This window comes from Bradyrhizobium sp. 521_C7_N1_3 (assembly GCF_052075975.1).
Classification (GTDB): domain Bacteria; phylum Pseudomonadota; class Alphaproteobacteria; order Rhizobiales; family Xanthobacteraceae; genus Bradyrhizobium; species Bradyrhizobium japonicum.
Window position 1 is genome coordinate 4,460,001 of record NZ_CP197232.1, and the last position, 22,360, is coordinate 4,482,360.

At 57.4% G+C, this 22,360-nt stretch carries 19 protein-coding genes (1 of these 19 running past the window's edge); 4 read left to right on the plus strand and 15 right to left on the minus strand.

What is annotated here, in order from left to right:
• The 7 genes from AB7008_RS20335 to AB7008_RS20365 form a co-directional block, all read right to left on the minus strand.
• Positions 1 to 471, minus strand: the 5' portion of a protein-coding gene (locus AB7008_RS20335) for a DUF4432 family protein (protein WP_441259405.1). It extends 393 nt beyond the left edge of the window; the window shows 471 of its 864 coding nt (coding positions 1-471); its start codon is at positions 469 to 471; its stop codon lies beyond the left edge, outside the window.
• An 89-nt stretch (positions 472 to 560) separates the two neighbouring features.
• A complete protein-coding gene (locus AB7008_RS20340; RefSeq protein WP_441259406.1) occupies positions 561 to 2,099 on the minus strand; it encodes a sulfatase in 1,539 nt (512 codons plus the stop codon).
• A 24-nt stretch (positions 2,100 to 2,123) separates the two neighbouring features.
• Positions 2,124 to 2,954: a carbohydrate ABC transporter permease gene (locus tag AB7008_RS20345; protein WP_441259407.1), complete on the minus strand. Its 831-nt coding sequence runs from the start codon at positions 2,952 to 2,954 to the stop codon at positions 2,124 to 2,126.
• Complete coding sequence (locus AB7008_RS20350; RefSeq protein WP_441259408.1) at positions 2,951 to 3,922, minus strand: carbohydrate ABC transporter permease; 972 nt, start codon at positions 3,920 to 3,922, stop codon at positions 2,951 to 2,953. Before AB7008_RS20350 ends, AB7008_RS20345 begins: the two co-directional genes overlap by 4 nt.
• 8 nt (positions 3,923 to 3,930) lie before the next feature.
• Positions 3,931 to 5,289 (minus strand): extracellular solute-binding protein, encoded by a 1,359-nt coding sequence (locus AB7008_RS20355; protein WP_441259409.1) that lies wholly within the window; start codon positions 5,287 to 5,289, stop codon positions 3,931 to 3,933.
• A gap of 111 nt (positions 5,290 to 5,400) precedes the next feature.
• Positions 5,401 to 5,760, minus strand: coding sequence for a LysR substrate-binding domain-containing protein (locus AB7008_RS20360; RefSeq protein WP_441261224.1), 360 nt, complete (start codon positions 5,758 to 5,760; stop codon positions 5,401 to 5,403).
• Positions 5,681 to 6,319, minus strand: coding sequence for a LysR family transcriptional regulator (locus AB7008_RS20365; protein ID WP_441259410.1), 639 nt, complete (start codon positions 6,317 to 6,319; stop codon positions 5,681 to 5,683). Before AB7008_RS20365 ends, AB7008_RS20360 begins: the two co-directional genes overlap by 80 nt.
• 1,677 nt (positions 6,320 to 7,996) lie before the next feature.
• On the opposite strand from AB7008_RS20365, the gene AB7008_RS20370 reads away from it, so the two are divergent.
• Positions 7,997 to 8,374 (plus strand): H-NS histone family protein, encoded by a 378-nt coding sequence (locus AB7008_RS20370; protein WP_441259411.1) that lies wholly within the window; start codon positions 7,997 to 7,999, stop codon positions 8,372 to 8,374.
• 206 nt (positions 8,375 to 8,580) lie between these two features.
• On the opposite strand, the gene AB7008_RS20375 is transcribed toward AB7008_RS20370, so the two are convergent.
• The 8 genes from AB7008_RS20375 to gmd form a co-directional block, all read right to left on the minus strand.
• On the minus strand, positions 8,581 to 9,399 hold the full coding sequence (locus tag AB7008_RS20375) for a WecB/TagA/CpsF family glycosyltransferase (protein WP_441259412.1): 819 nt from the start codon (positions 9,397 to 9,399) through the stop codon (positions 8,581 to 8,583).
• 163 nt (positions 9,400 to 9,562) lie between these two features.
• Positions 9,563 to 10,699 (minus strand): glycosyltransferase family 4 protein, encoded by a 1,137-nt coding sequence (locus tag AB7008_RS20380; RefSeq protein WP_441259413.1) that lies wholly within the window; start codon positions 10,697 to 10,699, stop codon positions 9,563 to 9,565.
• A gap of 66 nt (positions 10,700 to 10,765) precedes the next feature.
• Positions 10,766 to 11,527: a hypothetical protein gene (locus tag AB7008_RS20385; protein ID WP_441259414.1), complete on the minus strand. Its 762-nt coding sequence runs from the start codon at positions 11,525 to 11,527 to the stop codon at positions 10,766 to 10,768.
• A gap of 8 nt (positions 11,528 to 11,535) precedes the next feature.
• Positions 11,536 to 13,827, minus strand: coding sequence for an AAA family ATPase (locus tag AB7008_RS20390; RefSeq protein WP_441259415.1), 2,292 nt, complete (start codon positions 13,825 to 13,827; stop codon positions 11,536 to 11,538).
• A 129-nt stretch (positions 13,828 to 13,956) separates the two neighbouring features.
• Positions 13,957 to 14,586, minus strand: coding sequence for a hypothetical protein (locus AB7008_RS20395; protein WP_441259416.1), 630 nt, complete (start codon positions 14,584 to 14,586; stop codon positions 13,957 to 13,959).
• A gap of 159 nt (positions 14,587 to 14,745) precedes the next feature.
• The gene (locus AB7008_RS20400; RefSeq protein WP_441259417.1) at positions 14,746 to 16,155 is read right to left on the minus strand and encodes an O-antigen ligase family protein; all 1,410 of its coding nucleotides are present in this window, start codon (positions 16,153 to 16,155) and stop codon (positions 14,746 to 14,748) included.
• 93 nt (positions 16,156 to 16,248) lie between these two features.
• On the minus strand, positions 16,249 to 17,187 hold the full coding sequence (locus AB7008_RS20405) for a GDP-L-fucose synthase family protein (RefSeq protein WP_441259418.1): 939 nt from the start codon (positions 17,185 to 17,187) through the stop codon (positions 16,249 to 16,251).
• Complete coding sequence (gene gmd / locus AB7008_RS20410; RefSeq protein ID WP_441259419.1) at positions 17,168 to 18,265, minus strand: GDP-mannose 4,6-dehydratase; 1,098 nt, start codon at positions 18,263 to 18,265, stop codon at positions 17,168 to 17,170. The genes AB7008_RS20405 and gmd overlap by 20 nt, the downstream gene beginning before the upstream one ends.
• 440 nt (positions 18,266 to 18,705) lie before the next feature.
• Here gmd and AB7008_RS20415 point away from each other — a divergent pair, with 440 nt between their 5' ends.
• From AB7008_RS20415 to AB7008_RS20425, 3 genes are all read left to right on the plus strand, one after another.
• Entirely contained in the window at positions 18,706 to 19,371 is a 666-nt protein-coding gene (locus AB7008_RS20415) for a transglutaminase-like cysteine peptidase (protein ID WP_441259420.1), read from the plus strand.
• Between the two features lie 333 nt (positions 19,372 to 19,704).
• Complete coding sequence (locus AB7008_RS20420) at positions 19,705 to 21,189, plus strand: undecaprenyl-phosphate glucose phosphotransferase (protein ID WP_441259421.1); 1,485 nt, start codon at positions 19,705 to 19,707, stop codon at positions 21,187 to 21,189.
• A 152-nt stretch (positions 21,190 to 21,341) separates the two neighbouring features.
• Positions 21,342 to 22,343, plus strand: a complete 1,002-nt coding sequence (locus tag AB7008_RS20425) for a glycosyltransferase family 2 protein (RefSeq protein ID WP_441259422.1) — start codon at positions 21,342 to 21,344, stop codon at positions 22,341 to 22,343.
• The last annotated feature ends 17 nt before the right edge of the window (positions 22,344 to 22,360 follow it).

Here is a 22,360-nt window from a genome sequence, read left to right on the forward strand (position 1 = left end):
GCTCGCCTGCGGGATCGGATCGTTGGCAAGATTCGTCACCACGTCGTGGATCCGCATGCGATTGCCGCCGATGGGCGCCTCGATCCGGCGCTTCAGGCGAAGCGCCTCACCGCCAGACCGGAACTGCATGACTTCGCCCTCGCAGAACAGCACGGGCTCACTCCGGTTCCAGTCTTCGCCGTGCGCGGTAACGCGCGCCGGCGTGAACGGCAGCCGACCGTGCATGGGATGACCGAGCACGGGTTGTCGAAAATGATCGAGGCCGCAAGTAACGAGGAATCCGGAGTTGGTGCGGCTGTAGCCGCGCCCGTCATCTTCCTCCGGATGGTGCAGATGCGGGCTGCGAAAACCGGCCATGCTCTGCCAGGCGACCGGCATGCCTTTCCACCACAGCGGCCCGATGTCGAGCGATCGGTCCGCGAGCGCCCAGAAATCAAGGCCGCCTCCATTGGAGAAGGCAAGCGCGGCCACGCCGCGCTCAACTCCGTCGTCGAGCACGATGCGCCGGACGCTCGCGAACTGCCTGAGATCGCCGACTTTGGCGCGCAGATCCTTGTCGGTCACGAGGACATCTCTCGCTGGGCTGCCGGTTCGCGCAGGTCGAGCCTACCGAAAGCTTCGGGCGGCGCCTCGTTGGCAGCCATCAGCCGCGCCATCAGTGCTACGAGGCGCGCCTCCTCCGCCTCATTCTTCACGGGTTGTTGTTGGCCTGGATCCTTCGCAAGATCATACAGCCGCGTGTCGTTCTCGAGCAGCGCGCCGGGGCCGTAGTTGAGATACATCGGCGAACGCTCGATCACGGGAACCTTGAGCAGTTTCGCGCCCTTGGTGAAAGGGAAACCGTCCGACAGCGACGCGCCGGCAAGCTCCTCCGGCAGGAACGGCGAGCGGATGTGCGTCGGCATCACCGTGTACTGGAAGATCTCCTGCGTTTTCATATCCGCAGGGAAGCGATGATAGGTGTAATGACCGTCGGTGATGTTCACCGCGCCACCGAAATAGCCGAACAGCGCTGCGTCGCGTAAGGGCTGGGTGGACCACGCGGCCTTCAGGATCGAATGGCCCTCCATCTCGCGCGGCGGCGCCACGTCAAACAGATCGAGGAATGTCGGCGCGAGATCTATGGACTGGGTGAGGACCCCGCTTCGCGCACCGGGTTGCGGCCGGCGCGGATCGTGCACGAACAGCGGAATGTGCACGATTTCCTCATAGAGGTTCATGCGATTCTTGGCCCAGAAATCGTGCTCGCCGAGCAGGAAGCCGTGATCGGTGGTGACCACGAGTGCGGTGTCCTTCCACATGTCGCGGCGGTCGAAATCGTCGAGTAACTGTCCGAGCAGGAAGTCGCACATCGACACCACGGCATAATAATTTGCGCGCAACTCCTCGCACTCGGCCGGGAGCTCGTCGACCCGGCCATAGCGCGGCCAGTCGCGGATCGGCCCATTCCAGCCACCGTCGAATGGTGCCTTGAACCGAGCCGGCGCGTGGAATGGCTCATGCGGATCGAAGGTCTCGAGCTGGAGCAACCAGTTGTCGGCGTCGTAATTGCGATCGAGGAAGTCGAAGGCATGCGCGAAGCACTGCACTGACGGAAAGTCCTTCTCCTCCTTGATGAACTCGCGGTTGATGATGTTCTGCGAGTGGTACTTGCGCCGGTCGGTGGTGAACTGGCGCGCGTGATACATCTCGCGCAGCCGTTCCCAGTGTGGTTGCACCATCGCCTTCCAGGGGTCGCCCTCCTGGCCGCGAACGAACTCATAGCTGTCGTAGCGGTTGTGATAGGTCGCGCCGCCGTCCTCCCAATAGTGGAAATGATCGGTGATGAGATGGCTGTAGATGCCGGCGTGATGCAGGAGCTCCGGCATCGCGTTGTCGAACGGCTCCAGCGGGCCCCAGCTCCGGTGCAGGAAGCTGAGCCGGCCGGTGAGGAGATCGCGTCGCGCCGGCATGCAGGGCAGGCTGCCAACATAATGACGGTCGAAGGTCAGCGACTTCGCTGCGAGGCGATCGAAGTTCGGTGTCGGAATCCGCCTGCCGCCATAGGCGCTGAGCAGATGGCGGTTCAGGGAGTCAAAGAGAACGAAGACCGTCTTCATGGCATTTCCTTCGTTGGTCGCGTCTTATTTCACGGCGCCTTGTGTCAGACCGGCCACGATGTAGCGCTGGCCGATGATGAGCAGAACGAGTGCGGGCAGGATCGAGAGCGCAGCAGCCGCCGCCATCTGCGTGTAGAGAATCTCGTAGTCCTGCGCGAATTTGGCGATCGCGACTGGCACCGTCGCGGTCTGCTTCATGGTCAGCGTCAGGGCGACGCCAAAGTCGTTCCAGCTGAACACGAAGGTCAGGATGGCGGTCGCGGCGAGGCCCGGCGTGATGATCGGCAGGACGATCCGCCGCAACAGGACCGGCGTCGTAGCGCCGTCGAGCCGGGCGGCTTCCTCAAGCTCGACCGGCACGTCGCGCACGAACACGCCCATCAGCCACAGCGCCATCGGCAGATTGAGCACGGTGTGCGCGAGAACTACGGCGGTCAGCGTATTGTCGAGGCCGACCGTGCGCATGATGGTGAACCAGGCGCTCGCCAGCGCCAGCGGCGGGAACATGTGAAACACCAGTGCCCAGCCGAGGAAGATGTGCACGAACCAGCGCGGCCACGACATCCGGTGGAGCGACCAGGCGGCGAGCGTGGCAGTGATGAGACAGATCAGCGTGCTGAGCGTGCCGACGACGAGCGAGTTGCGATAGTTGACGAGGAAGTCCGAGGTCTTGGAGAACAGCACCTCGTTGAAATTCTTCATAACCGGCGTGAACCAGAACGCGCCCGAGAGCAGCGAGATCTGGGTGCGAAATCCCGCAGCCACGACCCAGACGACGGGGACGAGCACAAGCACGGCCGCCGCGATCAGCAGGGCGTGAGCGATCAGAGACCGAGCTTGCGGAGACGCCATCATTTCGCAGCTCCCATCCGCCCGCGCGCCGCGAAAGCGGCCGACAACAGAATGCAGGTCATGAAGATGATCGCGACCGACATGGCCGAGCCATATCCGGTCTTATCCTCGCGGAAGAAGCGCTGGTAGAGCGTGAAGCTCATGACCTGGGTCGATGTCCCCGGCCCGCCTCCGGTGAGCAGATAGACTTCGTCGAAGACCTTGAACGCGAGCACGAGGCGGAAGGCGAAGGTCACCATAATGGTCGGCAGCATCATCGGGAGCGTTACATATGTCAGCTCCTGCCAGCCGCTGGCGCCATCGATTTTCGCAGCCTCATAGATGTCCTGTGGCAGCGATTGCAGGCCGGCCAGGAACAGCAGGAAGCAGAACGGCGTCCAGTGCCAGATGTCGACGAAGATCACCGAAGCCAGCGCCGTGTTGGCCGATCCAAGCCAGTTGAGGGGATCGAATCCGACCAGCGCGATGGCCTGGTTGACGAGACCGAAATCGAAATTGAGCAGGAGCTTCCAGATCGCACCGACGACGATGCCGGGCACCAGGATCGGCAGGATGAAGATGGTGCGATAGAGCAGCCGGCCGCGCGTAACGCCGGTGCAGAGAAGTGCGAGCACGAAGCCACACAGCATCTGTCCGCCAACGGCAGACAAGGCGAACAGGATGGTGTTGAGGATGCCGGCGCGGAACAGCGTGTCGCCGGCAAGAGCGCGGTAGTTGTTCAGCCCAGCAGCGGCGAAGCTCGAATGGCCGCCGCTCCAGCTCACGGTGAAGAAGCTCGTCGCGAACAGATTGACCAGCGGCAGCACGCTGAACGCCAGCAGCAGCAGTAAAGCCGGCGACAGTGTCAGCCAGCGCCACAGCCGCTCGTCGAGGCCGCGCTGGAAGTCGGCCGCGGCCGGCTGGCCCGCCGGGGCGGTTGGCTTTACCACCACCGCGGCAATGTGCGCGGCGGCGCTCGCGGGCGGCTTCATCGTCGGCCTCACGGCAATGCGGGCAGTTTGCCGGTGTTGTAGTTGCGCTTCGACATCACGCCGAAAATCTGCTCGGCCATGCTGTTGAGGGCTTGGACCGAGGTTGAGTTGCCGGCGACGGCCTGGTTGAGGCCGAGTTCGAGGATCGAGATCACCTCGCTCGCTTCCGGGAACTGGTAGATGTTGACCGCGTGCGGCAAGGCTTCGCCGAGCGGCTTCATCCAACGGTAGCGACGCTCCTGCGCGATCGGGTCGCGATAGGTCGCTGCGCTGACGGGAATCCCGCCCACCTTGGCATTGGCAAGCTGCGCTTCCTTGGTCTGGAACCAGCGCAGGAATTCTAGCGCGCTCCGCTTGCGATCATCGGGCACATTGCGGGCGATGCCGCCAAGCCAGTGGCCGAGACCGGGCCCGGTGGAAAAGCCGTCGGCGTGCGGCGTAACCGCGAAATCAACCTTGTCGATCACGGCAGATTTGTCCGGATCGTCCATCTGCGACCACGCGGAGACCACCACCATGATATGGGCAGCCTTGCCGGTCAGCATGTTCTGGATCACCTCAGCCTGGTCAAGCGAGGCGGTCTGCGGATGGCCGGCCTCCTTGGCGATCCGCAGATAATAGTCGAGCGCGGTGCGACCGGCCTCGTTGTTGAGCGTGACAGTGTAGTCGCCAGCCGCCTGATTCTTGAAGATGCCGCCGCCAAAGCCGTAGAGGTAGGGATAGAAATCGTAGCTGACGGAGGCCGGGCCGCGGGCGCCGCGCTGGACGATGCCGTAGCGGCTCGGCGGCTTGTGCAGCTTCTTCGCGTTGGCCTCGAGCTCGGCAAAGGTCTCCGGCGCCTTCAGGCCCGCTTCCTTGTAGAGATCGCTGCGATAAAAGAGCAGCGGGATCAGCGGCGAGATCGGCACCGACATCAGCTTGCCGGTTGCCGACATCGTCTTCTTGTCGGGATCGAAATAGACGGTGTTGTCGAGCGCATAGACGTCAGGGTCGAGCTTGAAGGATGGATCGATCGCCGTGATCGGCTCCACGAAGCCACCGAAATACATCTCGGCGACCCATCCGGAGTTCATGATCAGCAGGTCGTATTGGCCGTTCGCGGCACGAACGGAGTTGCGCTGCTTCTCCAGCGATCCCGCAAAGGGATTGACGTCGAGCTCGACCTGGTTGCCGGTTTCCTTCTCGTAGAGCTCGACCGTCTTGCGGAAGCTGTCGAACCAAGGCGACTGGTTGATCACAATGGTCATCGGCGCGACCTTGGCCGCCGCCGCGTGTCGCCACGGCCCAGCGAGCCCGAGCGCGGCCGCGCCACCTGCACCAACGACTTGACGGCGCGTCAGGCCGCGCTTCCCGCTCTGTCCCGGCATCTCAATCCTCCCGCCCGCTTTTCGGCCGATTCCGGCTCTGTCGGAGGCCAAGCAAAACAGGATTTAGGTATTCTTACAAAGAGATAATTGTGCCGTAGGTATAGATAAAAGCTATGAATCGCCTTTGCGGCCCGCTGTCTCCGCGGCGCATACGGCCTTGAGCGCATCGATGATCCCCGTGGCCGCCGGTGACACCCAGCCGTCCTTGCGCATGATGATTCCGGCATCGCGCGTCAGCGCGAGCTCGGGAACATTGAGCATGACGAGGCCATTGCCTTCAGATGTTTGCAGCGTTTTCGACACGGTGGTGGCGAGCGCATCGGACTGCCGGAGGACGTTGAGTTGAAGGGCGACGGATCCGCTTTCGAGCACGCTTTTCGGTGGCGGCAGATCATTCGCGACGAACAGCGCGTCGAGCCGCCGATGGGCCCGCGTCGCATGCGGTGGCTTGCCAGGGATATTGCAATAGATCGCTCATGCTGACCCGCCGGCGTTGGGTCAGCGGATGGCCGCGGCGGCAACAGACGCCGAGCCGATCGGAGGTCAGTGTCAGGGTCTCAAACTCGCGTTGGTCCTCGGGCGAGGGAATTTCGGCGACGACAAAGTCGAGTTCGCCTTGCCTCAGCGCGCGGAGCAGCGACTCGTCGAAGCCGGCCTCGACGCGGACGCGGATCAGCGGATGTGCAGAGATCGTACGCGCGAGCGCCGCCGGCAGGTAGCGCCGCAGCCATGTCGGGCCCGCGCCAATCACGACGGTGCCGATCGCGCCAGAGCGCTGCGCGGCAATCTCCTGGCCAGCATCCTTCATCTGGACGTGCACGGCTTCGGCGTGACGCAGCAGCGTGGTCCCGAACGAGGTCAGCGCCACCCCGCGCGGTAGGCGCTCGAACAATGTGACGCCAAGCTGCTCCTCCAAGAGCTTAATGCTCTTGGTCAGCGTCGGTTGCGCGATGTTCAGGTCCGCAGCAGCAACCGATATGTTCCTGCGCTGCGCGACTCGGAGGAAATACTCGAGCTGTCGGAGGTCCATTGCTGCACACGCTGAGGGGAGATCTTGCAGTAGCTACCAATCCGGAGGCATGCGCTCGCTAAGTTAGCTCTCGCTGCTCAAACCAGTGGCGATCTAGTTTTTTCACGAAGCGTTATAGCCGATAAACAGTAGAACCCCATAGACTGGTGGCTTTTAGTGCAAAGCAGACGCCGATTGATCAGCCTCGATCTTCGCGCCCAATTCGACCCCGGTCACGTGGCTTGGACAGGCTCCGGCCCAGGCGAGCGTCTCTTAAGCCGACGCCGGACGCTAGCAACCAACAACGAGCATCGGCAAACGAGGGGCACCCTCGTCAATTTGCGATGAGTGATTTGCATAACGTCAACGGAAGTGCCGCCGACCGCAGGAAAGCTGAGACGAATAATCCAGGACAGCGTTTGCTGAAGGTGGCGCGCTGGATAGGTGAACAGCTTCGTGTAGCTGGCCTCCTCTCTAATCCTCGTCGAAATAGATATCTTCAGGAAGATTAAACGCGATGTATACGACGAAAGCGGCTGCAACGAAGACCAGTAAGATGAGCGACAAGCCAATAAACAGCCACACGATTCTGAGTTTCTCAAATGAGCGAATGCAATTAAATTGAGTATAGGCATGCCCTGCGGTTGGGGTAGCCGGACTTAAGCCTCGGCTCCCCTGCTGGCGCAGCGTTCTCCCGGGGAGCTCTCAATTTAATGCAGCGCTTGCAAAGATTTTGATTCCCGTGTTTTTACGGTAATCATCTGCGGGTACGCTAGCGTGATACACGGCTGCTTGGCCGTTTTACGCGTCTTGAAGGGACCCGATTTGGCTTCTGAAGAACGTTGCGCCTCAATTGAGAAGATTGCCTGAGTTTATTCGCTTCCGCTTCACCGACCCTCCTTCGCAAATCGACCAATTCTCGAAATTGTTGAGCTAAATCAATGTGTTCCATGCGCTTCCAAACCGTTTTCTTTTCTTCTGATAGCTGGCTGTGAAGCCGAGCCAAATATGCAGTTGCGTGCCTTGCCAATGTTGAAGTCGAGGTGGCAATTGTCTCCCACCGACCGATAATATATTCGAGCGGCAACGCAATTAAATTCATACGTTAAGCTAATAAGTCAACCTTACCCCGAGCCGACAGCCATCTCTCGCCTGAGCAGCATGGTACCGTTCAATTGGCGCCCGCAAGATACGCCGCCACTCTTTGGGTCGTCGCAGATATTTGCCGAAGTTATGTCGTCTCAGTCAGCGGAACGCCAACCGTTGCGGACCTGCGAGAACGGGGTACTCCTAAGAAGCGGTGTCGATCTATTTAATTGCTGTCGCCGGAATACGTTAAATAGATTATTGCTGTAGCGAAAATCCGGAAATCCGAATGCGGTTGTGCCGGAATTCCTGCGCTTCATTGGGTGCCAACTGATTGCGCAAGGTTTAATCAGGGCGCGGGGATATTTTAGGCAGCGGGAGCATTCGCCCAAGCGATCGCATCAATTCAAAGAAGAGACTTTACGAATTTATTTCCGAACAACAGAGTATTTCCAACTCGCACATGCGCAATATTGCCCGAATCGGCTGCTGTTTACATAAGATGGACGGGCAGTAGGAACGCTGCAACTTCTGGTGAGTTGCCTGAATAGATCGAACCACTATTACGGGATTTGGTGGAACGAGGTTTGTTTCATCAATAGTGAGCGAAAAATGCGGCCAAGCACGTTCGATTTGAAGTCACTATCTATCGACGAACTCTGGAAACTTCACGAGGAAGTTTGCAGTATTTTGTCTGACCGGATTTTGCTTGAAAAGCAGGGGTTAGAAGAGCGTCTCGCGAAGCTCAGTGGCAGCGCCCAAATCGAAAAGCCTAGGATCTCAGGCAGGCCGCTGAAGGCCAGCGATCGCCGGAAGTATCCGCCGGTGCTTCCCAAGTACCAAAATCCCAACGACCCTTCCGAGACGTGGTCCGGTCGCGGTAAGCAACCAAAGTGGCTGGTTCCTCATCTCAAGGCAGGTCGGAAGTTGGTTGATTTTCTAATCAGCGCAAACAAGCGCAATGCAACTGGGCGTCGTAAATCCGCTTGACGATTTGGATCTGCGGTTGACAGTAGAGCGCTGTGCGAGCTTCGACATAGGCCATGGGCTTTCAATGGTCAGTGCGAGCGTGCGTCTGTCGGGCTGCCGTAGCCTGTAAGTTGACCCAGGTGCTACCGCAGCCGGCTACGAGCGATCCTTAGAAAAAGCATTCGCTTGCTGTGCATGGCGCGATCGTGGTCCCTGATCTTTCCTGGCTACCATCGCCTTCTGATTATCTCGTTCGCCGCCAACACCACGAATATGGGCGCCATTACCAGGTATCTTTTCCAAAGCCTCTTTGGCTCGGTGAAAAGGCGATAGGCCCACTCCAGCCCACTCCGTTGCATCCACGACGGCGCCCGCCGAACCAGATTGGCGTGGAAATCAAACGCTGCACCAACCCCGAGCATAGTTGCGCCACCGCATCGCCCCTTGTTTTGGCCCATCCAAATCTCCTGCTTTGGCGTTCCAAGTCCTACCCAGACGAAGTCAGGCGCAGCAGCTCGGATTTTCGCGCAAGCGATCTCATCCTCCTCAGGGGTGAGAGGCCGGAAAGGTGGACATTGCGTTCCTGCAATCTTTAGGTTGGGGTATTTCTTGACGAGTGCTTCAGCAAGGAGATCTGCGACGCCCTCGGCGCCACCGTAGAAATAGTGACGCCAGCCTCGCGACAATCCGTGCTGGCAGACCGCGGGCAGCACATCCGGGCCGCAGACGCGATACACTGGACCATCTCCCGCCGCTCGAAGGGCCCAAACCAACGGCATTCCATCAGGTGCAACAATATCGGCGGCTTGGTGAGCAAGATCCAACTGAGCATTGTTGCGCGCCGCGATGATGCCGTGCACATCGCGAAAGACGACATATCGGTCCTGCGAGTCCAGGGTCCATGTCTCAAAAGCGGCGAGCAGTTGGTCTAGACTGATTGTCGAGACGGGAGTGCCTACCAGCAATGCCTGAGATAGTGGTACGCAATTCGCCGCTGATACATCAACATTAATATTCACGAAAACACCCGAGATATAAATCTGCAATTTATATATCTCGTTTAATGCATATTTAATGCCGAAGATAAATAGGATTTTAAGGTGCTTGGTTGATTTGCTTAGATTTAACGCCAAAGGGAATGATGGCTTTGCTGAGCAATCTAAGATTGTGCTGCGCGCCGGTTGACCACGATTCTCGGTGTTGTTGCGGTCACATGGACTTGCGAACGAAGGACGCTTTCCGCCAGACGGCGGTTAATTTCTCGACGTAGGAGTTGATTTCGTATCGTTGAGCTTGATCTTCGCGAGCGGTGCTTCCCAATCGCAACCGTAGCTCGGGATCTTCGATCAATCGTTCGATCGCACTGCTCAAGGCTGACACATCACCCGCCGGCACCAGGAAGCCGTTTCGTTCAGGGGCAATGACTTCCGGAATTGCACCAACGGGGGTGGATATCACGGGCACGCCGTGGGCGAATGCTTCCAATATCACCATGGGGAGGTTTTCGGCGTACGAGGGGAGCGCCAGGATATCGGTTTTGCAAAGAAGATCGTCGGCTTGCTCCGAGCTCAACCAGCCCGGAATAAGCACCCTGCCGACGAGACCGTGTTTCGCCACAGCCAAGCGGCTTTCTTCAACGGAGCCGTCGCCTGCAATCGTTGCCGTCCAGTCCTGTCTCTGCGACAACATCTGCAATGCAGCTATCAGCTGCGGGGTACCTTTGCGCTCGCCGAGTTGCCCCAAGCACGTGATTCTTATCCGGGAATCAGGGGCTTGAAGTTGCGGTTTCGAACTTAGCTTCGTGGCATTGGGCAGAACTGTGATCTTGTCGTGAACCTGCGGTACACGCATCAGAACGGCGTGAGCCCAATACTCGCCCAGTACGACGATCTGCACACTCTTCAGAAAGAGAAGGTCAACCGCTCTCGCCAACCTGGTCGGGGCAACCGCCAGAAATTCGTCAAATCCAGATCCGTGCAAGTGGACCACGTAGGGAACCCTCAAGAGGCGAGCTGCTGCCCCCATAACCGTCTTTCGATAGCTACTTCCCCAGTTTGATAGGTGTATGTGCAGCACGTCAATTCGTCGAAAGAGGACCAGCCACGCGAATTTCAACAGAGCAATGGCGAAAACAAATTGAGCCACAATGAGTCCGCGCTGACCTCGCGTGACCAGGCGACTTGCCTCAACGTTCAAGTGCGGTTGTTGCTGCTCAATGGTCTCAAATATGCTGTCGTTTAAGCGATCGATACCACCGCGCCCATCGAGACCTAGCGGCGTGGCAACAGCGACGCGAAGTCGTCCTTCAATCAGGTGCAAACTACGTTCTTCGCCGCTGCGGAGCATTGAATCATCTTGGGTCGGGGGCGAAATCAAATTGGTCTCCGCATGTCAAATGGATCCGCGTGAGGTTCAAGGATGCCGTCGGTCGGATACGCCGGGCACAATGACTTCGGAGCCCCGATTGCGAAGTGCATCCGCGAAGATTTCACGGTTGCGTATCGGAACTTCGGTTAGCCGTGGCAATATCTGATCGCGAACGCGCCACGCTGGACCGGTGAATATCTCAACGGCTTCCGTGTAGAGGCCGGTATTCAAAATCTGAACAAACTCTCTGATCGCCGTCTTCGCTAACGCGGGATCCAGCGCCTCGAAAACGGAAAATGCGATATGATTGCGCTTCAGTGCAATCCATCCTTCGCTAGGACCAAGCTCGTAAGACAGACGCAGGTACTGGAGGTTTTCGGACTTGAACCCAATCTGGTTGTTTCTCAGCCAAAAGAGTGCGAGCCATGAGAATGGGTCGGCCGGCGAGCAGGACAGTGTGGTGACGAGGGCCCTCCGCAGCGCATCGAACTCCTGATCGATGGTCTCGGCCTTGCCTGCCGAGAGCGTCTGCTCGGCAATCCTCAGTCGAATGATTGCTGCACTTCTCGTGGCGGAAGCTCTGCAGAACGGCGACTGCTCGATCGCATCAAGGTCCGACTTGAGCTGCGAAAGGATTTCCGGCCGAAACGCGCGACCAGAAATTATTCCGCGCGCGACCGATTCATCGAAGCCTTGATTCCAAAACAGCGGGAGCGTCCAACATCCCCAAAGTATCGCGATCAGGGCAAAGCCGCCAACGAAGGCGCGCACAAGCAATGACACCTGTGTTCTAGACAGTTCGAGCATTCAAATCTTTATCGTGCAGTGGAAACTGACGAGGCCGGCCTCTCGCCGTAATAGACATTCCCGTATCCCGAATAGAGTTGCAGCACTTTAGCGTCAGCCTGCGTCAACACGACTCCGAGGATGTTATCTTGAATCGTAGGCGCCGACCTGAGCGCTTGGGCGACGACATCAAATTTCGTATGCGCCCACTTAATCGCGAGAACATAGGCATCCATGAGTTGGGTGGTCGCACGTACATCGACGATCGGCGCAAGCGGCGAAAGATCGACCACAACGTAGTCGTAGTTCTTGCGGAGGACGTCGAAGAATTGCCGGGCTTCACTCGAATTCAGAAGCTCATTGGGATGCACTTCATTGTCCCAGCTGACAGCGCCCGGCAGAAAAGACATATTCGTCTTCGGATCCCGCCACAGAAGCTCGGAAAGCGGCCTTCTGCCCATTATCCCATCGATGATCCCAAATTCGGCTGCCGGAGCGATGCGGTTGGAGAGCGCACTGTTTCGCAAATCGCAGTCAACCAATAAGACCTTTGCTCCGGTTTGGGCGATGAGCTGTGCGAGCGACGCCGACAACGTCGATTTGCCTTCGTTAGGAATCGCCGAGGTTATTCCGATAACCCTGGAGGATTTCGCATCCCAACTTACATCGATAGCCAGTTTAATTGCCCGAACCGCTTCTGAGAACTGCGAGAATGGATTGTTCGAAGCGGTCCAGATCAAGCCTCGATTTCTCGTGATTGTTCGGTTGGCGCGATCGCTAGCTCCCACCCGATTATCCAAAGGATCGCGAGGGGGCTTTCCGGCGCTGATCTTTGGAACGAGTGAAATACATGTGGCGTTGAGTTCCGCCTCGACTTGTTCGGCGGTTCGGAACACCCGATCCGAAAGATCGCGCAAGATTGCCAGGCCAAGTCCTAGAATCAGTCCTCCGATTCCGGAAAGACCGAGCGCTAGCGCTGGCTTTGGATCGCTTTTCTGCGTCGGAGGTGCTGCCTGAGAGATTACGCGCGCTTCACTGATTGGAAAGGATTGCTGCTGAATTGATTCCATGTAGCGCTGCAGAAAGTTGTCATAGAGAGTTCGGTAGGTTTGGGAGGCGCTCTCTAGCTCTTTCAATGACACCTGGGCCTGGTTAGTCGCCTTCGATTGGCTGACCGCATTCTCCAACTCACGTTGAACGCCGGCCTCGCGTTGCTTAGCGATTTCAAAGTCACTCTTGTAGGTTTCGGCGAGGCGCCGAAGTTCGTTGAGAATTGAGTTCTGAATCTCCGCCATTTGACTTCGAAGGTTGACGGCTGCCTCGTGACCCGTTCCGTACCGGCGTGCCCAATCCGCTTCGCGATTTGCGATGTCCAGGTACTGTGAACGCAGCTTTGTCACCACTTCGCTCTTGAGGGCGTCTGCTACCGTTGAGTTGACAGTTGAATTGGGAGAGTCGGCTCGCAATACCGCTTCGATCCGATCAAGCCGGGCCTTGGCTTCCGAGGTTTGCGCCCGCGCGACCACGACCTGACTGTTGAGTTCGGATACCTGTTGCTCTGTGACGAGCCGCCCGCCGGAGCCACCGGTGTTTACGATGTTGTTCTTTGCCTTGAAGTCGACAACCGCACGCTCCGCCAAGGTTGCCTGATTGCGTAGTTCACCGATGCGGTCCTGCAGCCAGGCACTTGCCCGTCGGGTTGCTTGGTCCTTCGCCTCCAACTGGTCGACGATATAGGCTTCGGCTACGGCGTTGGCGATCTCCGCAGCGCGATCGCGACTCAGCGACTTGAAGCTGATCTCAATCACATATGACAGGCCAATCCGCTTAATGGTGAGTTGAGACTGAAAGGTCCGAATCGCCGACCGCGTAAGCTCAAAGTTTGAGGCGGTGTCCCTTGAGCCGAGCACGGCGGACACCAAACCAAAAGCCGAGGAAAAAAGTCCGGATTGTGATCCGGAAAATTCCGGATCCTCGATCAAATGAAGTGTTTTAATTACGGAGAGAGCTACCTTTTCCGACTTCAATATTTCTATTTGGCTCTCCACTGACGCCGAGTCGATCGGGATGTCTCCCAGAATAGACTGCTGTTGAAAGAGCTGAACCTTGCGGGTGTCTATGATCAGGGTGGTTTGGGCTGTGAAACGAGGGGGCGCGGTCACCACGTATACGAGGCCGAGAGCAAGGACCGAGAGCGCTGTGATCAATATGATCAAGTACTGGCGTTGCAAGAATCCAACAAAGCGATTGAGGCCTTCTGCCGCCGATTCGGGTGGTCGCGGCAACTCAAAATCGACCCGTGACTTTTCAGAATATAACATGGGGACTTTCGGATGATCGACGTGTTGCGTCAAGGCGCGCCGTCGTTCCAATGGGAAATCTCGTCGCCGAATAACCGACAAGCTTAGCGCTTAATCGAGGAATGCTGGCCATCGGGAGTCAGTGTGGGTCTAGGGGCTTACACTGTTCGATATCGAACTGGGGGCTGACGCTCTGGATGCAGCCGATGAGAGTGAGAAGTTTCCGACCGTCACACCACCTTGTCCGATCGATTGCGCAGACGGCGTCCCGAACCTGGAGCTCGTGGAGCCGGTCTGCCCGCTAGATCCGCCACCCGATCCGGCGCCTGTGTCGCCCGCGCCGCCACCCGCACCCGTTTCGCCAGTCGGCTGATCTCCCGACGTGGCTGCAAAAGCGAGAACGACGTCCTGATCCTTTGTCCGGATTATCGCCTGTTGAATTTCGTTGGCGTAGGTTGGATTAGAGACGATAACGATCTTGGCTGCTTGAGCGAGCCCGCCACCGATCGCCAATTTTTGATCCTTGTTGGCGGTCGACAGCAGATTTAAAATCGATGCTAGCGTCGCCGGATCGTCGACCGCGAGATTTCGAATTAATGTCAGCAGGATGGCGCCTCCATCCTTGTTTCGCTCGAGTACGCTTCCGGGATTGCTCTGAAAATCGGCCGAGGTTAGGGACGGCTGTGCCGTAACTCCATGCGTGGAGAGCCCCACGGCCGCTAGTAACAGGATCCAGCCAGTGGCGGCAAATGCACATTTGCGACAAAGATCAAATGGCAAGTTAAATCTCCCATTAACTTACGAAAAAGTTTAATTAAAAATCAATATCACGGTGGGGAGGCTGACACAATTGGTCCGCGCGCCCGATCGCTCGGCGGGCGGTTGAAGTTTAAATATCGTAAATCCTGCCAGATAGGTGCTGGGCCGCTAGCGCGGGGCTCATTGAACCCGATTGCCGCTGGGGAACGATTGGCTCAGTCCCACGCCGAGAAGCGCAAATACCGTGATTGCAAATCCGGGTACCTGGATCGAGAAATCCACCAGGGAATGAGCCAAAGCGACCGCTGAAATCGCCAATGCGGCAATGGGAGCGATACGATCTCGCCTGCGCACCTTTACCCCTCTGATCAGGACAGCGAGCGCCAAACCCCAGGCTGCAACGATCGTCATCGTAAGCGGGAGACCTCCTTCAGAGGCAATCTCCAGCAGCGTGTTGTGAGCGCGGTCCCACGTTCCCCACATCGATGCGTGCGGGGACCGATAAGCAGGAAACATCGAAGAAAAGGTTCCAATGCCGGTACCTAGCCAGGGATGATCCGCGATACTCGCTACGGTTGACCGGTAGGTATCGAGCCGCATCGCATCAGAAAGCCCTTCGGCGCTGAATCGTCCGCTTACGCTGGCCCCCAGGATCTGAAAGAGGGCGATCACCACACCGAGGCTGATAGCGAAGGCAATGAGGGCTCCGGACCGCCCCGGTAGATCTCGATAGAAGTACAGGAGCAGCGCGAGGACGAGGCCGGCGAGGGAGAGAACGATCCCAGCCCTGGAGCCCGTCATGAACATCGCTGTTACGCAAAGTGACAACATAAAGAACGGTAGCAGGACGTCGCGAGGTGCCTCCGAGAGAATCCGAGAAAAGACCTGTCCCCAAGCGAGCCCGTTGTGTTTAGCGAAAGTACGAATGCTTTCGGACGTAAATAGAAGCCATACAATCGAGCAGCTGCCGAAATACACGGCTGCAGTGTTCCGGTTGGTGAACGTAGCAGTCAAGTAACTGAGATGAGCCTCTTTCTCGACCCACAGCACCTTTGTCGGATCAATCAGGAACGACGCAAGGCCGAATATCGCGTACGTAGCTCCGGACCAGGCAACAACTTTGAGTAGTTGGATCGCCAAGCTTCGGTCGCTCCCGACGATGATGCCGCAGATGATGGTGAGAATAACGATAAAGGGAGCTCCAAGTGCATAGATCGGTTGATGGCGTGCAATAGACACCGTGGAAGCCAATGGAACACCCAGCAACTCGCTGGTTCGCGTCCACAAGGGCGAGGGACGCGAAGCACCAAACCAGGGGGTTATTGCAAATTGTTCATGCAGAACCACCGCGTAGGCAACAACGACAATCCCGAGGACGAAAAAGATGGGGACATGATGGCGCCGGAGGCGGTCGGGGGAGGCTGCAATTGCGGCGGCGCCGAGAACGATACACCAAAGCGCCTCGACCCAAGCATCCATCGACCCGAAGGGCAGGGGTGCTAGAGCTACGACAAGGAATAATATTTGCGCTGAAACTCGAGCCTGCGACATCAATGCAAACGTGCCGATCTCCCCCTGATGCGACGTCAATAGAATTCCGCTTTAACCTCATTGTTCGCTCATTGCACGACGAAATTGGTCGTACCTCTTTTCGCCGACTTGAGAATATATGCGTTCGTCTCGTTACCGATCGAGATGCGCCCGGTAGGCGAGTGCGATACCCTCGGCAAGCGGAGTGACAGCGCGCCAGCCGAGTTTGGTGATCTTTTCAATATCGAGCAGTTTGCGTGGCGTGCCGTCGGGCTTTGATGGGTCGAAGCTGATCCCGCCTGTATAGCCGACCACGGTGGCGACCAGGCGGGCGAAGTCAGAGATTGTGATGTCTTCGCCGGTGCCGATATTGACTGGCTCATCGCCGGAGTAGGTCTTCATGAGGTAGATGCAGGCGTCCGCAAGATCGTCGACACAAAGGAATTCCCGGCGCGGTGTGCCCGTCCCCCAGACCACGACGTTCTTTGCACCAGAGACCTTCGCCTCGTGGAAGCGGCGGATTAGAGCGGCAACCACGTGGCTGTATTCGGGATGATAATTGTCGCCGACGCCATAGAGATTGGTTGGCATCACGTTGATGAAATCGGCGCCATACTGGCTACGGTAGGCCTCGACCATCTTGATGCCAGCGATCTTGGCAATCGCATAAGGCTCGTTGGTGTGCTCAAGCGGACCGGTCAGTATCGAGTCCTCGCGCAACGGCTGCCGCGCCAGCCGGGGATAGATGCACGACGAGCCGAGGAACATCAGCTTGTCGGCCCCACCGACGTAGGCCGCGTGTATCACGTTGGCTGCGATCGTCAGATTGTCGTAAAGGAATTCCGCGCGCAGCTTGTCGTTGGCAGCGATACCGCCGACTTTCGCTGCCGCTAGAAACACTACATGCGGGCGCTTGCGGGCGAACCAGGCGTTTACCGCGGTCTGATCGCGCAGATCGACCTCGCTGCGGGGCAGGGTCAGCAGTTCCACATTTTCGCGCGCCAACCGGCGCACTAGCGCAGATCCGACCATCCCACGGTGGCCGGCGACGAAGACGCGCCGGCCCTGGAGCTCAAACGGGATGTCTGCCATTGGCGACCTCCCGCTTGGCGATCGTTAGATCGCTTGCCATCATCTCCTTCACCAGCTGAGTGAACGGGATCTTTGGTTGCCATCCCAGTTTTTCGCGCGCCTTGCTTGCGTCTCCGATCAAGAGGTCGACTTCTGTCGGACGAAAATACCTGGGGTCGATCCGCACGACGGTCTTGCCCGAAGTTCGGTCTACGCCAGTTTCTTCGACGCCTCTGCCGCGCCATTCGATTGCACGGCCGACCTCCGCAAAGGCTAGCTCGACGAATTCGCGAACCGAGCGGGTCTCTCCGGTCGCCAGCACGAAGTCGTCAGGCGCGTCTGCCTGCAGTATCCGGTGCATGCCTTCGACGTAATCACGCGCATGGCCCCAGTCGCGCTTGGCCTCAAGGTTGCCGAGATAGAGCGTGCCTTCGAGGCCGACCTCGATACGAGCCACGCCGGTCGTGATCTTGCGCGTTACGAAGGTCTCGCCGCGGATCGGGCTCTCGTGGTTGAACAGGATGCCGTTCGCAGCATACATGCCGTACGCCTCTCGGTAGTTCACCGTGATCCAATAGCCATACAGCTTCGCGACACCATAGGGCGATCGGGGATAGAACGGCGTCGTTTCCCTTTGCGGCACTTCCTGTACCAGGCCGTAAAGCTCTGAGGTCGATGCCTGATAGAATCTCGTTTCCTTCTCCATGCCAAGAATCCGAATCGCTTCCAGCATACGCAAAACGCCGATCCCGTCGGCATTTGCCGTGTATTCTGGACTTTCGAAACTGACGCTGACATGGCTCTGGGCCGCGAGGTTGTAGATCTCGGTCGGCCTGACCTGCTGCATGAGCCGGATCAGGTTGGTCGAATCCGTCATGTCACCATAGTGCAGCAAGAACGGCACGTTGCCGTGGTGCGGATCCTTGTAGAGGTGATCGATCCGCGCGGTATTGAACGAGGACGACCGCCGTTTGATGCCGTGCACGGTGTAGCCGAGGCCTAGAAGGTAGTCGGCCAGATAGGCTCCATCCTGTCCAGTAATGCCGCTAATCAACGCAACACGTTGTTTCGAGGCCTTGGGTGTAGTTCCCGCGAGCATTCATCTCCTCGTAATTTTTTCGCAACCTCATGTCCGCAGATCAACATAGCGGGGTATAATTCCATTTTGCATCAAATCGACCGAAATACTTAATTCTCAACGACGAATTTCAATGCGGTCGCGGCGTCGTCGCCTCAAATTAAATGCTGTCGGTATTTAAGGAAGGGTGCCGCCGGAAACTGCGGCAGCCTGAAGTGTTCAGCCGCGGTCAAGCACCTTTCGCAAGCCGCGCGCTGCACAAGGCATCTTCCTCTGCTCGGTGTCGGCTCGCTGCATGCGGAGCGACATTCGCGGTAGCCTTTGCAAGCGCGGGTGTAGCGGGCGGGGCGGTTGGTTAATAAAGTCCGCGACAGTTGAGTAAAAAGCTTCGACAAAGTAGGGCCAAATCTCAAATTGCCCATGCGCATGATGCTTTCGGTAATGCGGGGGAGCAAATCGACATGCGTGAGATTCCAAAAATTGCCGCGGTGACGATTGCGCTGCTATCCGCCGCAATCTCAGATGGAGCAAATGCGGGAATTTCCGATATGTCGCGCGGCTTGCGGGCGCAATTGGAACGAATTCAGCTCAGCGTGCCGGTGTTGGCGCCGATGGCTCATGTGAGGTTCTGCATGGATTACCCTGCAGAATGCACAGTTCGAAGACGGATCTTTCGCGGCGGGCCCGTTAAGCTGACTTCGTCGCGATGGTCCGATGTCGTCCAAGTCAACAACACTGTAAATGGCACGATTATGCCAACGGCCAACCTCGGCGGCCTTGCAACTGAAACCTGGATTGTTGGCCCCCAAACTGGCGACTGTAACGACTATGCGGTGACTAAGCGGCATGAGCTACTGGCGCGAGGTTGGCCGGCGCGCGCCTTGCTTTTGAGCGAGGTGATTACTTCCTCAGGCGAGCATCACCTTGTTCTGGTGGTGCGGACGGCGTCGGCTGACCTCGTTCTCGATAACCTAACCGCCGAAATCCGAGTTTGGTCGAAGACGCCCTATCGGTTCGCCCGCATGCAGACACCAGGAAATGCTAGGCTTTGGGCTACCATCGTGTCGTGGGGCTCAAGACGTGAGCGGACGGCAGGTCTCGAGGCCATTAAGGTCGGCCTCGATTAATATCTCCATCTGGTGCCATGGCCGCAAGTCTCAGCGCGGAATTGATGCCCGCTCCTTGGAACGCGGAAGTCCACCATTCCGCAGTCGCAATCGAATGCCGCAAGCCGCGCTCGCTAAGCCTCAATTTTTGCAAGCACAACCCTAACGAAAAAGCGTCGCCAACATCCATTTGAGGTAGGAGTCAGCGTGTTTCAGAGGGCGCGAGGCGGCATGCCGTGCTAAAATTAAATCTGCATTAATCTAAAATTAATTTAACAGTCAATCAAAAATATGGTCAAAGCAAGCTTGTTTAACAAGCGAGTTTTCGAACCGCGTATTTTTGAGTGATTTTTCATGCCAAACAGTAGCGGCGAGTTGGCGTCGAGCGAGGCGATACTCTCTCGTGATAGCGTCGGCTCGGTAAGCAAGGAGTCACGGCTCCGATTTCCTCACGCGATGGCTGGGTACTTTTGCGCCGGGGTCGATTTTCTCGTCATTATCGTGTCGAGCATTCTAGGCTGCACTATCTACCGAGCGTTTTCAGGCCAGGTTGTTAGCAATTTTGATGCCTTTGCGCTGGCGGGAAGCGTCGCCGCGATCCTTTACTTGTGGATGGCGCATGCGGCGGGATTCTACCAATTCGGCTCCATTGTTTCGTCACATGCCGTTTACCGGAAAATCATCAATCGTTGGCTTGTCGTCGGTCTCTTGCTGGCCCTGTTGGCTTTCCTGCTCAAGGTTGGCGCGATCTTTTCGCGTGGTTCGATTGTCACTTTTGTCGCTCTGACAGCCACGGCATTGCCGGTCGCGCGGTGGGCCGTCACGCGCGCCATTAAAGGTGTCGTGTCCGAAGGACTGCTGGCTGGTCGCCGAGCCGTCCTCGTTGGATCGCGGGATGAGTTGGCGGCGCTGGACGGCGAGCAGTTATTGAAGGATTTCGGCCTGAGCGAAATCGACCGCTTAGCTCTTCCAAGCCCAAGCCTTTCGACCATGCAGCTAACCCGCAGCGAGCTGAGCGTGCTCAATCTAGCTATGGAGAGCGCAAGGCAAGAAGGGGCCGAAGCGATCGTATTGGCAGTTTCCTGGAGTGAGTCGCGGAGGCTGGAACTCATACGCGAACGCATGCGGGCTTCGCCGCTTCCTGTTCAATTGCTCCCGGATCGGATTGTTCGGGGGCTGACGCGAAATCTCACATTTGCTTGGCAGCCAAATTTTGCGATCGAAATCAAGCGTGGTCCGCTCTCCCGCGTCGAGCATATTTTGAAACGTGTGTTTGACGTCGTTGGTGCCTTGGCACTCCTCCTTCTATTGTGGCCGCCGATTCTCATTGCCGCGATTGCAATCAAGTTGGATTCCGCGGGACCGGTCCTGTTCCGTCAGCGACGAAACGGCTTCAACGCCAAGCAGTTCAGGATTCTAAAATTCCGTACCATGACCGTAACCGAAGACGCTGACAAGGTTGTCCAGGCGACGCGCTTCGATCGGAGAGTAACACGAGTAGGTCGTCACTTGCGCCGCTTGAGCGTCGATGAGCTTCCGCAACTCTTTAACGTCCTGAAGGGTGATATGTCGCTGGTTGGTCCGCGACCGCATGCATTGGTGCATGACATCCAGTATGGAGAAATAATGTCGGACTACGCATTTCGCCATCACGTCAAGCCGGGCATCACTGGCTGGGCCCAAGTGAACGGATTCCGGGGCGAGACACGTCAAGTCGAACAAATGCAGCGCCGGGTGGAGCTCGATCTCTGGTATATCAACAACTGGAGCCTGTTGTTGGATCTGAAGATCCTGTTGAGGACGTGCATTGAGGTTGCGAGCGCGCGAAACGCCTATTAAGCATCCCGACGCTCCAGGACTCGCCATTTCGTAATCAAACGTTAAATTGGCGGCACACCGCAACCGCGTTCGACGCAGTCTGTGGCTTATTGCATTTTGAAAGCCGCGAACGCTTCGTAGTTCTCCGATACGCTGAATCAGGTGAGTTTCTCGTGACCCGCGTCAGTATTATTATTAAAGCCTACAATGAGGAAGTGCATATCGCTTCGGCAATCGAGAGCGCCTTGGCGGCGCTTCCGAGCCCGGAAGGCGAGGTGGTGCTTGTGGATAGCGCTTCTGTAGACAAGACGCTTGAGTGTGCCCTCCCTTATCCAATCTCGATTTTCAGGATGGCGAACGCCAGTGAGCGATGTTGTGGAGCAGGTCCGCAGATCGGCTATACACACGCCAAAGGCGACTTTCTCTGTCTCATGGATGGAGATATGATTCTGGACAAGGAGTTCATAAAGACTGCTCTAGCCTTCCTCAACGACCATCCCGACGTGGCTGGGGTAGGGGGCAGGATCGACGAAATGTCGATGGAGAATATCGAATTCAAGAACCGCGCACGAAATCTTTCTCACTTGAATCCATTAGGTGAGGTTGATCGCCTTGCAGGCGGGGGGCTCTATCGACGGAGCGCGATCGATGAACTCGGCTACTTAACGGATCGAAATCTACACGGGTACGAGGAGTTCGACCTTGGAGCGCGACTTCGGTCTAGCGGTTGGAAACTTGTGCGGTTGAATGTCCCGGCCGCCAAGCACTTTGGTCATACTAGTAGCACATATCGCTTGCTCTTTCACCGTGTGAAAATGGGATACATTTTCGCACCAGGCGAAATGCTGCGTGCATCGATCAACGCAGGCTACTTCGCGCGTGTGATACGATCGCTTCGCGAATTTAAGCTCTGGGTCGCTGTGCTTGGATACTGGTCTGCCTTCGCATTGCTTGCTTCGTTTACGTCTTATGGAGCAGCGTTTGCTGCCTTGGCTCTTCTTGGAGTTGCCGCCATCATCGCGGCCCTAACAGTTTGGAAAAAATCCCTTTCGAATGGAATTTATATGGTTATTGGCTGGCATGTTTTCACGATAGGCATGCTCTTCGGGCTCTTCAGGTCTAGAATCTCCCCCCTCAAGCCGCTCACGGTCGAAACGCTGCGGTTGTCGCGCTAATGAGTGAAAAAATGTTC

What these genes read in the sequence shown, in the direction of transcription:
- AB7008_RS20385 (WP_441259414.1), bottom strand. Translation starts at nt 11,527, where the DNA reads ATGCTCGAACTGTCTAGAACACAGGTGTCATTGCTTGTGCGCGCCTTC.
- AB7008_RS20415 (WP_441259420.1), top strand. Translation starts at nt 18,706, where the DNA reads ATGCGTGAGATTCCAAAAATTGCCGCGGTGACGATTGCGCTGCTATCC.
- AB7008_RS20370 (WP_441259411.1), top strand. Translation starts at nt 7,997, where the DNA reads ATGCGGCCAAGCACGTTCGATTTGAAGTCACTATCTATCGACGAACTC.
- AB7008_RS20390 (WP_441259415.1), bottom strand. Translation starts at nt 13,827, where the DNA reads ATGTTATATTCTGAAAAGTCACGGGTCGATTTTGAGTTGCCGCGACCA.
- AB7008_RS20405 (WP_441259418.1), bottom strand. Translation starts at nt 17,187, where the DNA reads ATGGCAGACATCCCGTTTGAGCTCCAGGGCCGGCGCGTCTTCGTCGCC.
- gmd (WP_441259419.1), bottom strand. Translation starts at nt 18,265, where the DNA reads ATGCTCGCGGGAACTACACCCAAGGCCTCGAAACAACGTGTTGCGTTG.
- AB7008_RS20340 (WP_441259406.1), bottom strand. Translation starts at nt 2,099, where the DNA reads ATGAAGACGGTCTTCGTTCTCTTTGACTCCCTGAACCGCCATCTGCTC.
- AB7008_RS20365 (WP_441259410.1), bottom strand. Translation starts at nt 6,319, where the DNA reads ATGGACCTCCGACAGCTCGAGTATTTCCTCCGAGTCGCGCAGCGCAGG.
- AB7008_RS20350 (WP_441259408.1), bottom strand. Translation starts at nt 3,922, where the DNA reads ATGAAGCCGCCCGCGAGCGCCGCCGCGCACATTGCCGCGGTGGTGGTA.
- AB7008_RS20420 (WP_441259421.1), top strand. Translation starts at nt 19,705, where the DNA reads ATGCCAAACAGTAGCGGCGAGTTGGCGTCGAGCGAGGCGATACTCTCT.
- AB7008_RS20380 (WP_441259413.1), bottom strand. Translation starts at nt 10,699, where the DNA reads ATGCTCCGCAGCGGCGAAGAACGTAGTTTGCACCTGATTGAAGGACGA.
- AB7008_RS20355 (WP_441259409.1), bottom strand. Translation starts at nt 5,289, where the DNA reads ATGCCGGGACAGAGCGGGAAGCGCGGCCTGACGCGCCGTCAAGTCGTT.
- AB7008_RS20345 (WP_441259407.1), bottom strand. Translation starts at nt 2,954, where the DNA reads ATGATGGCGTCTCCGCAAGCTCGGTCTCTGATCGCTCACGCCCTGCTG.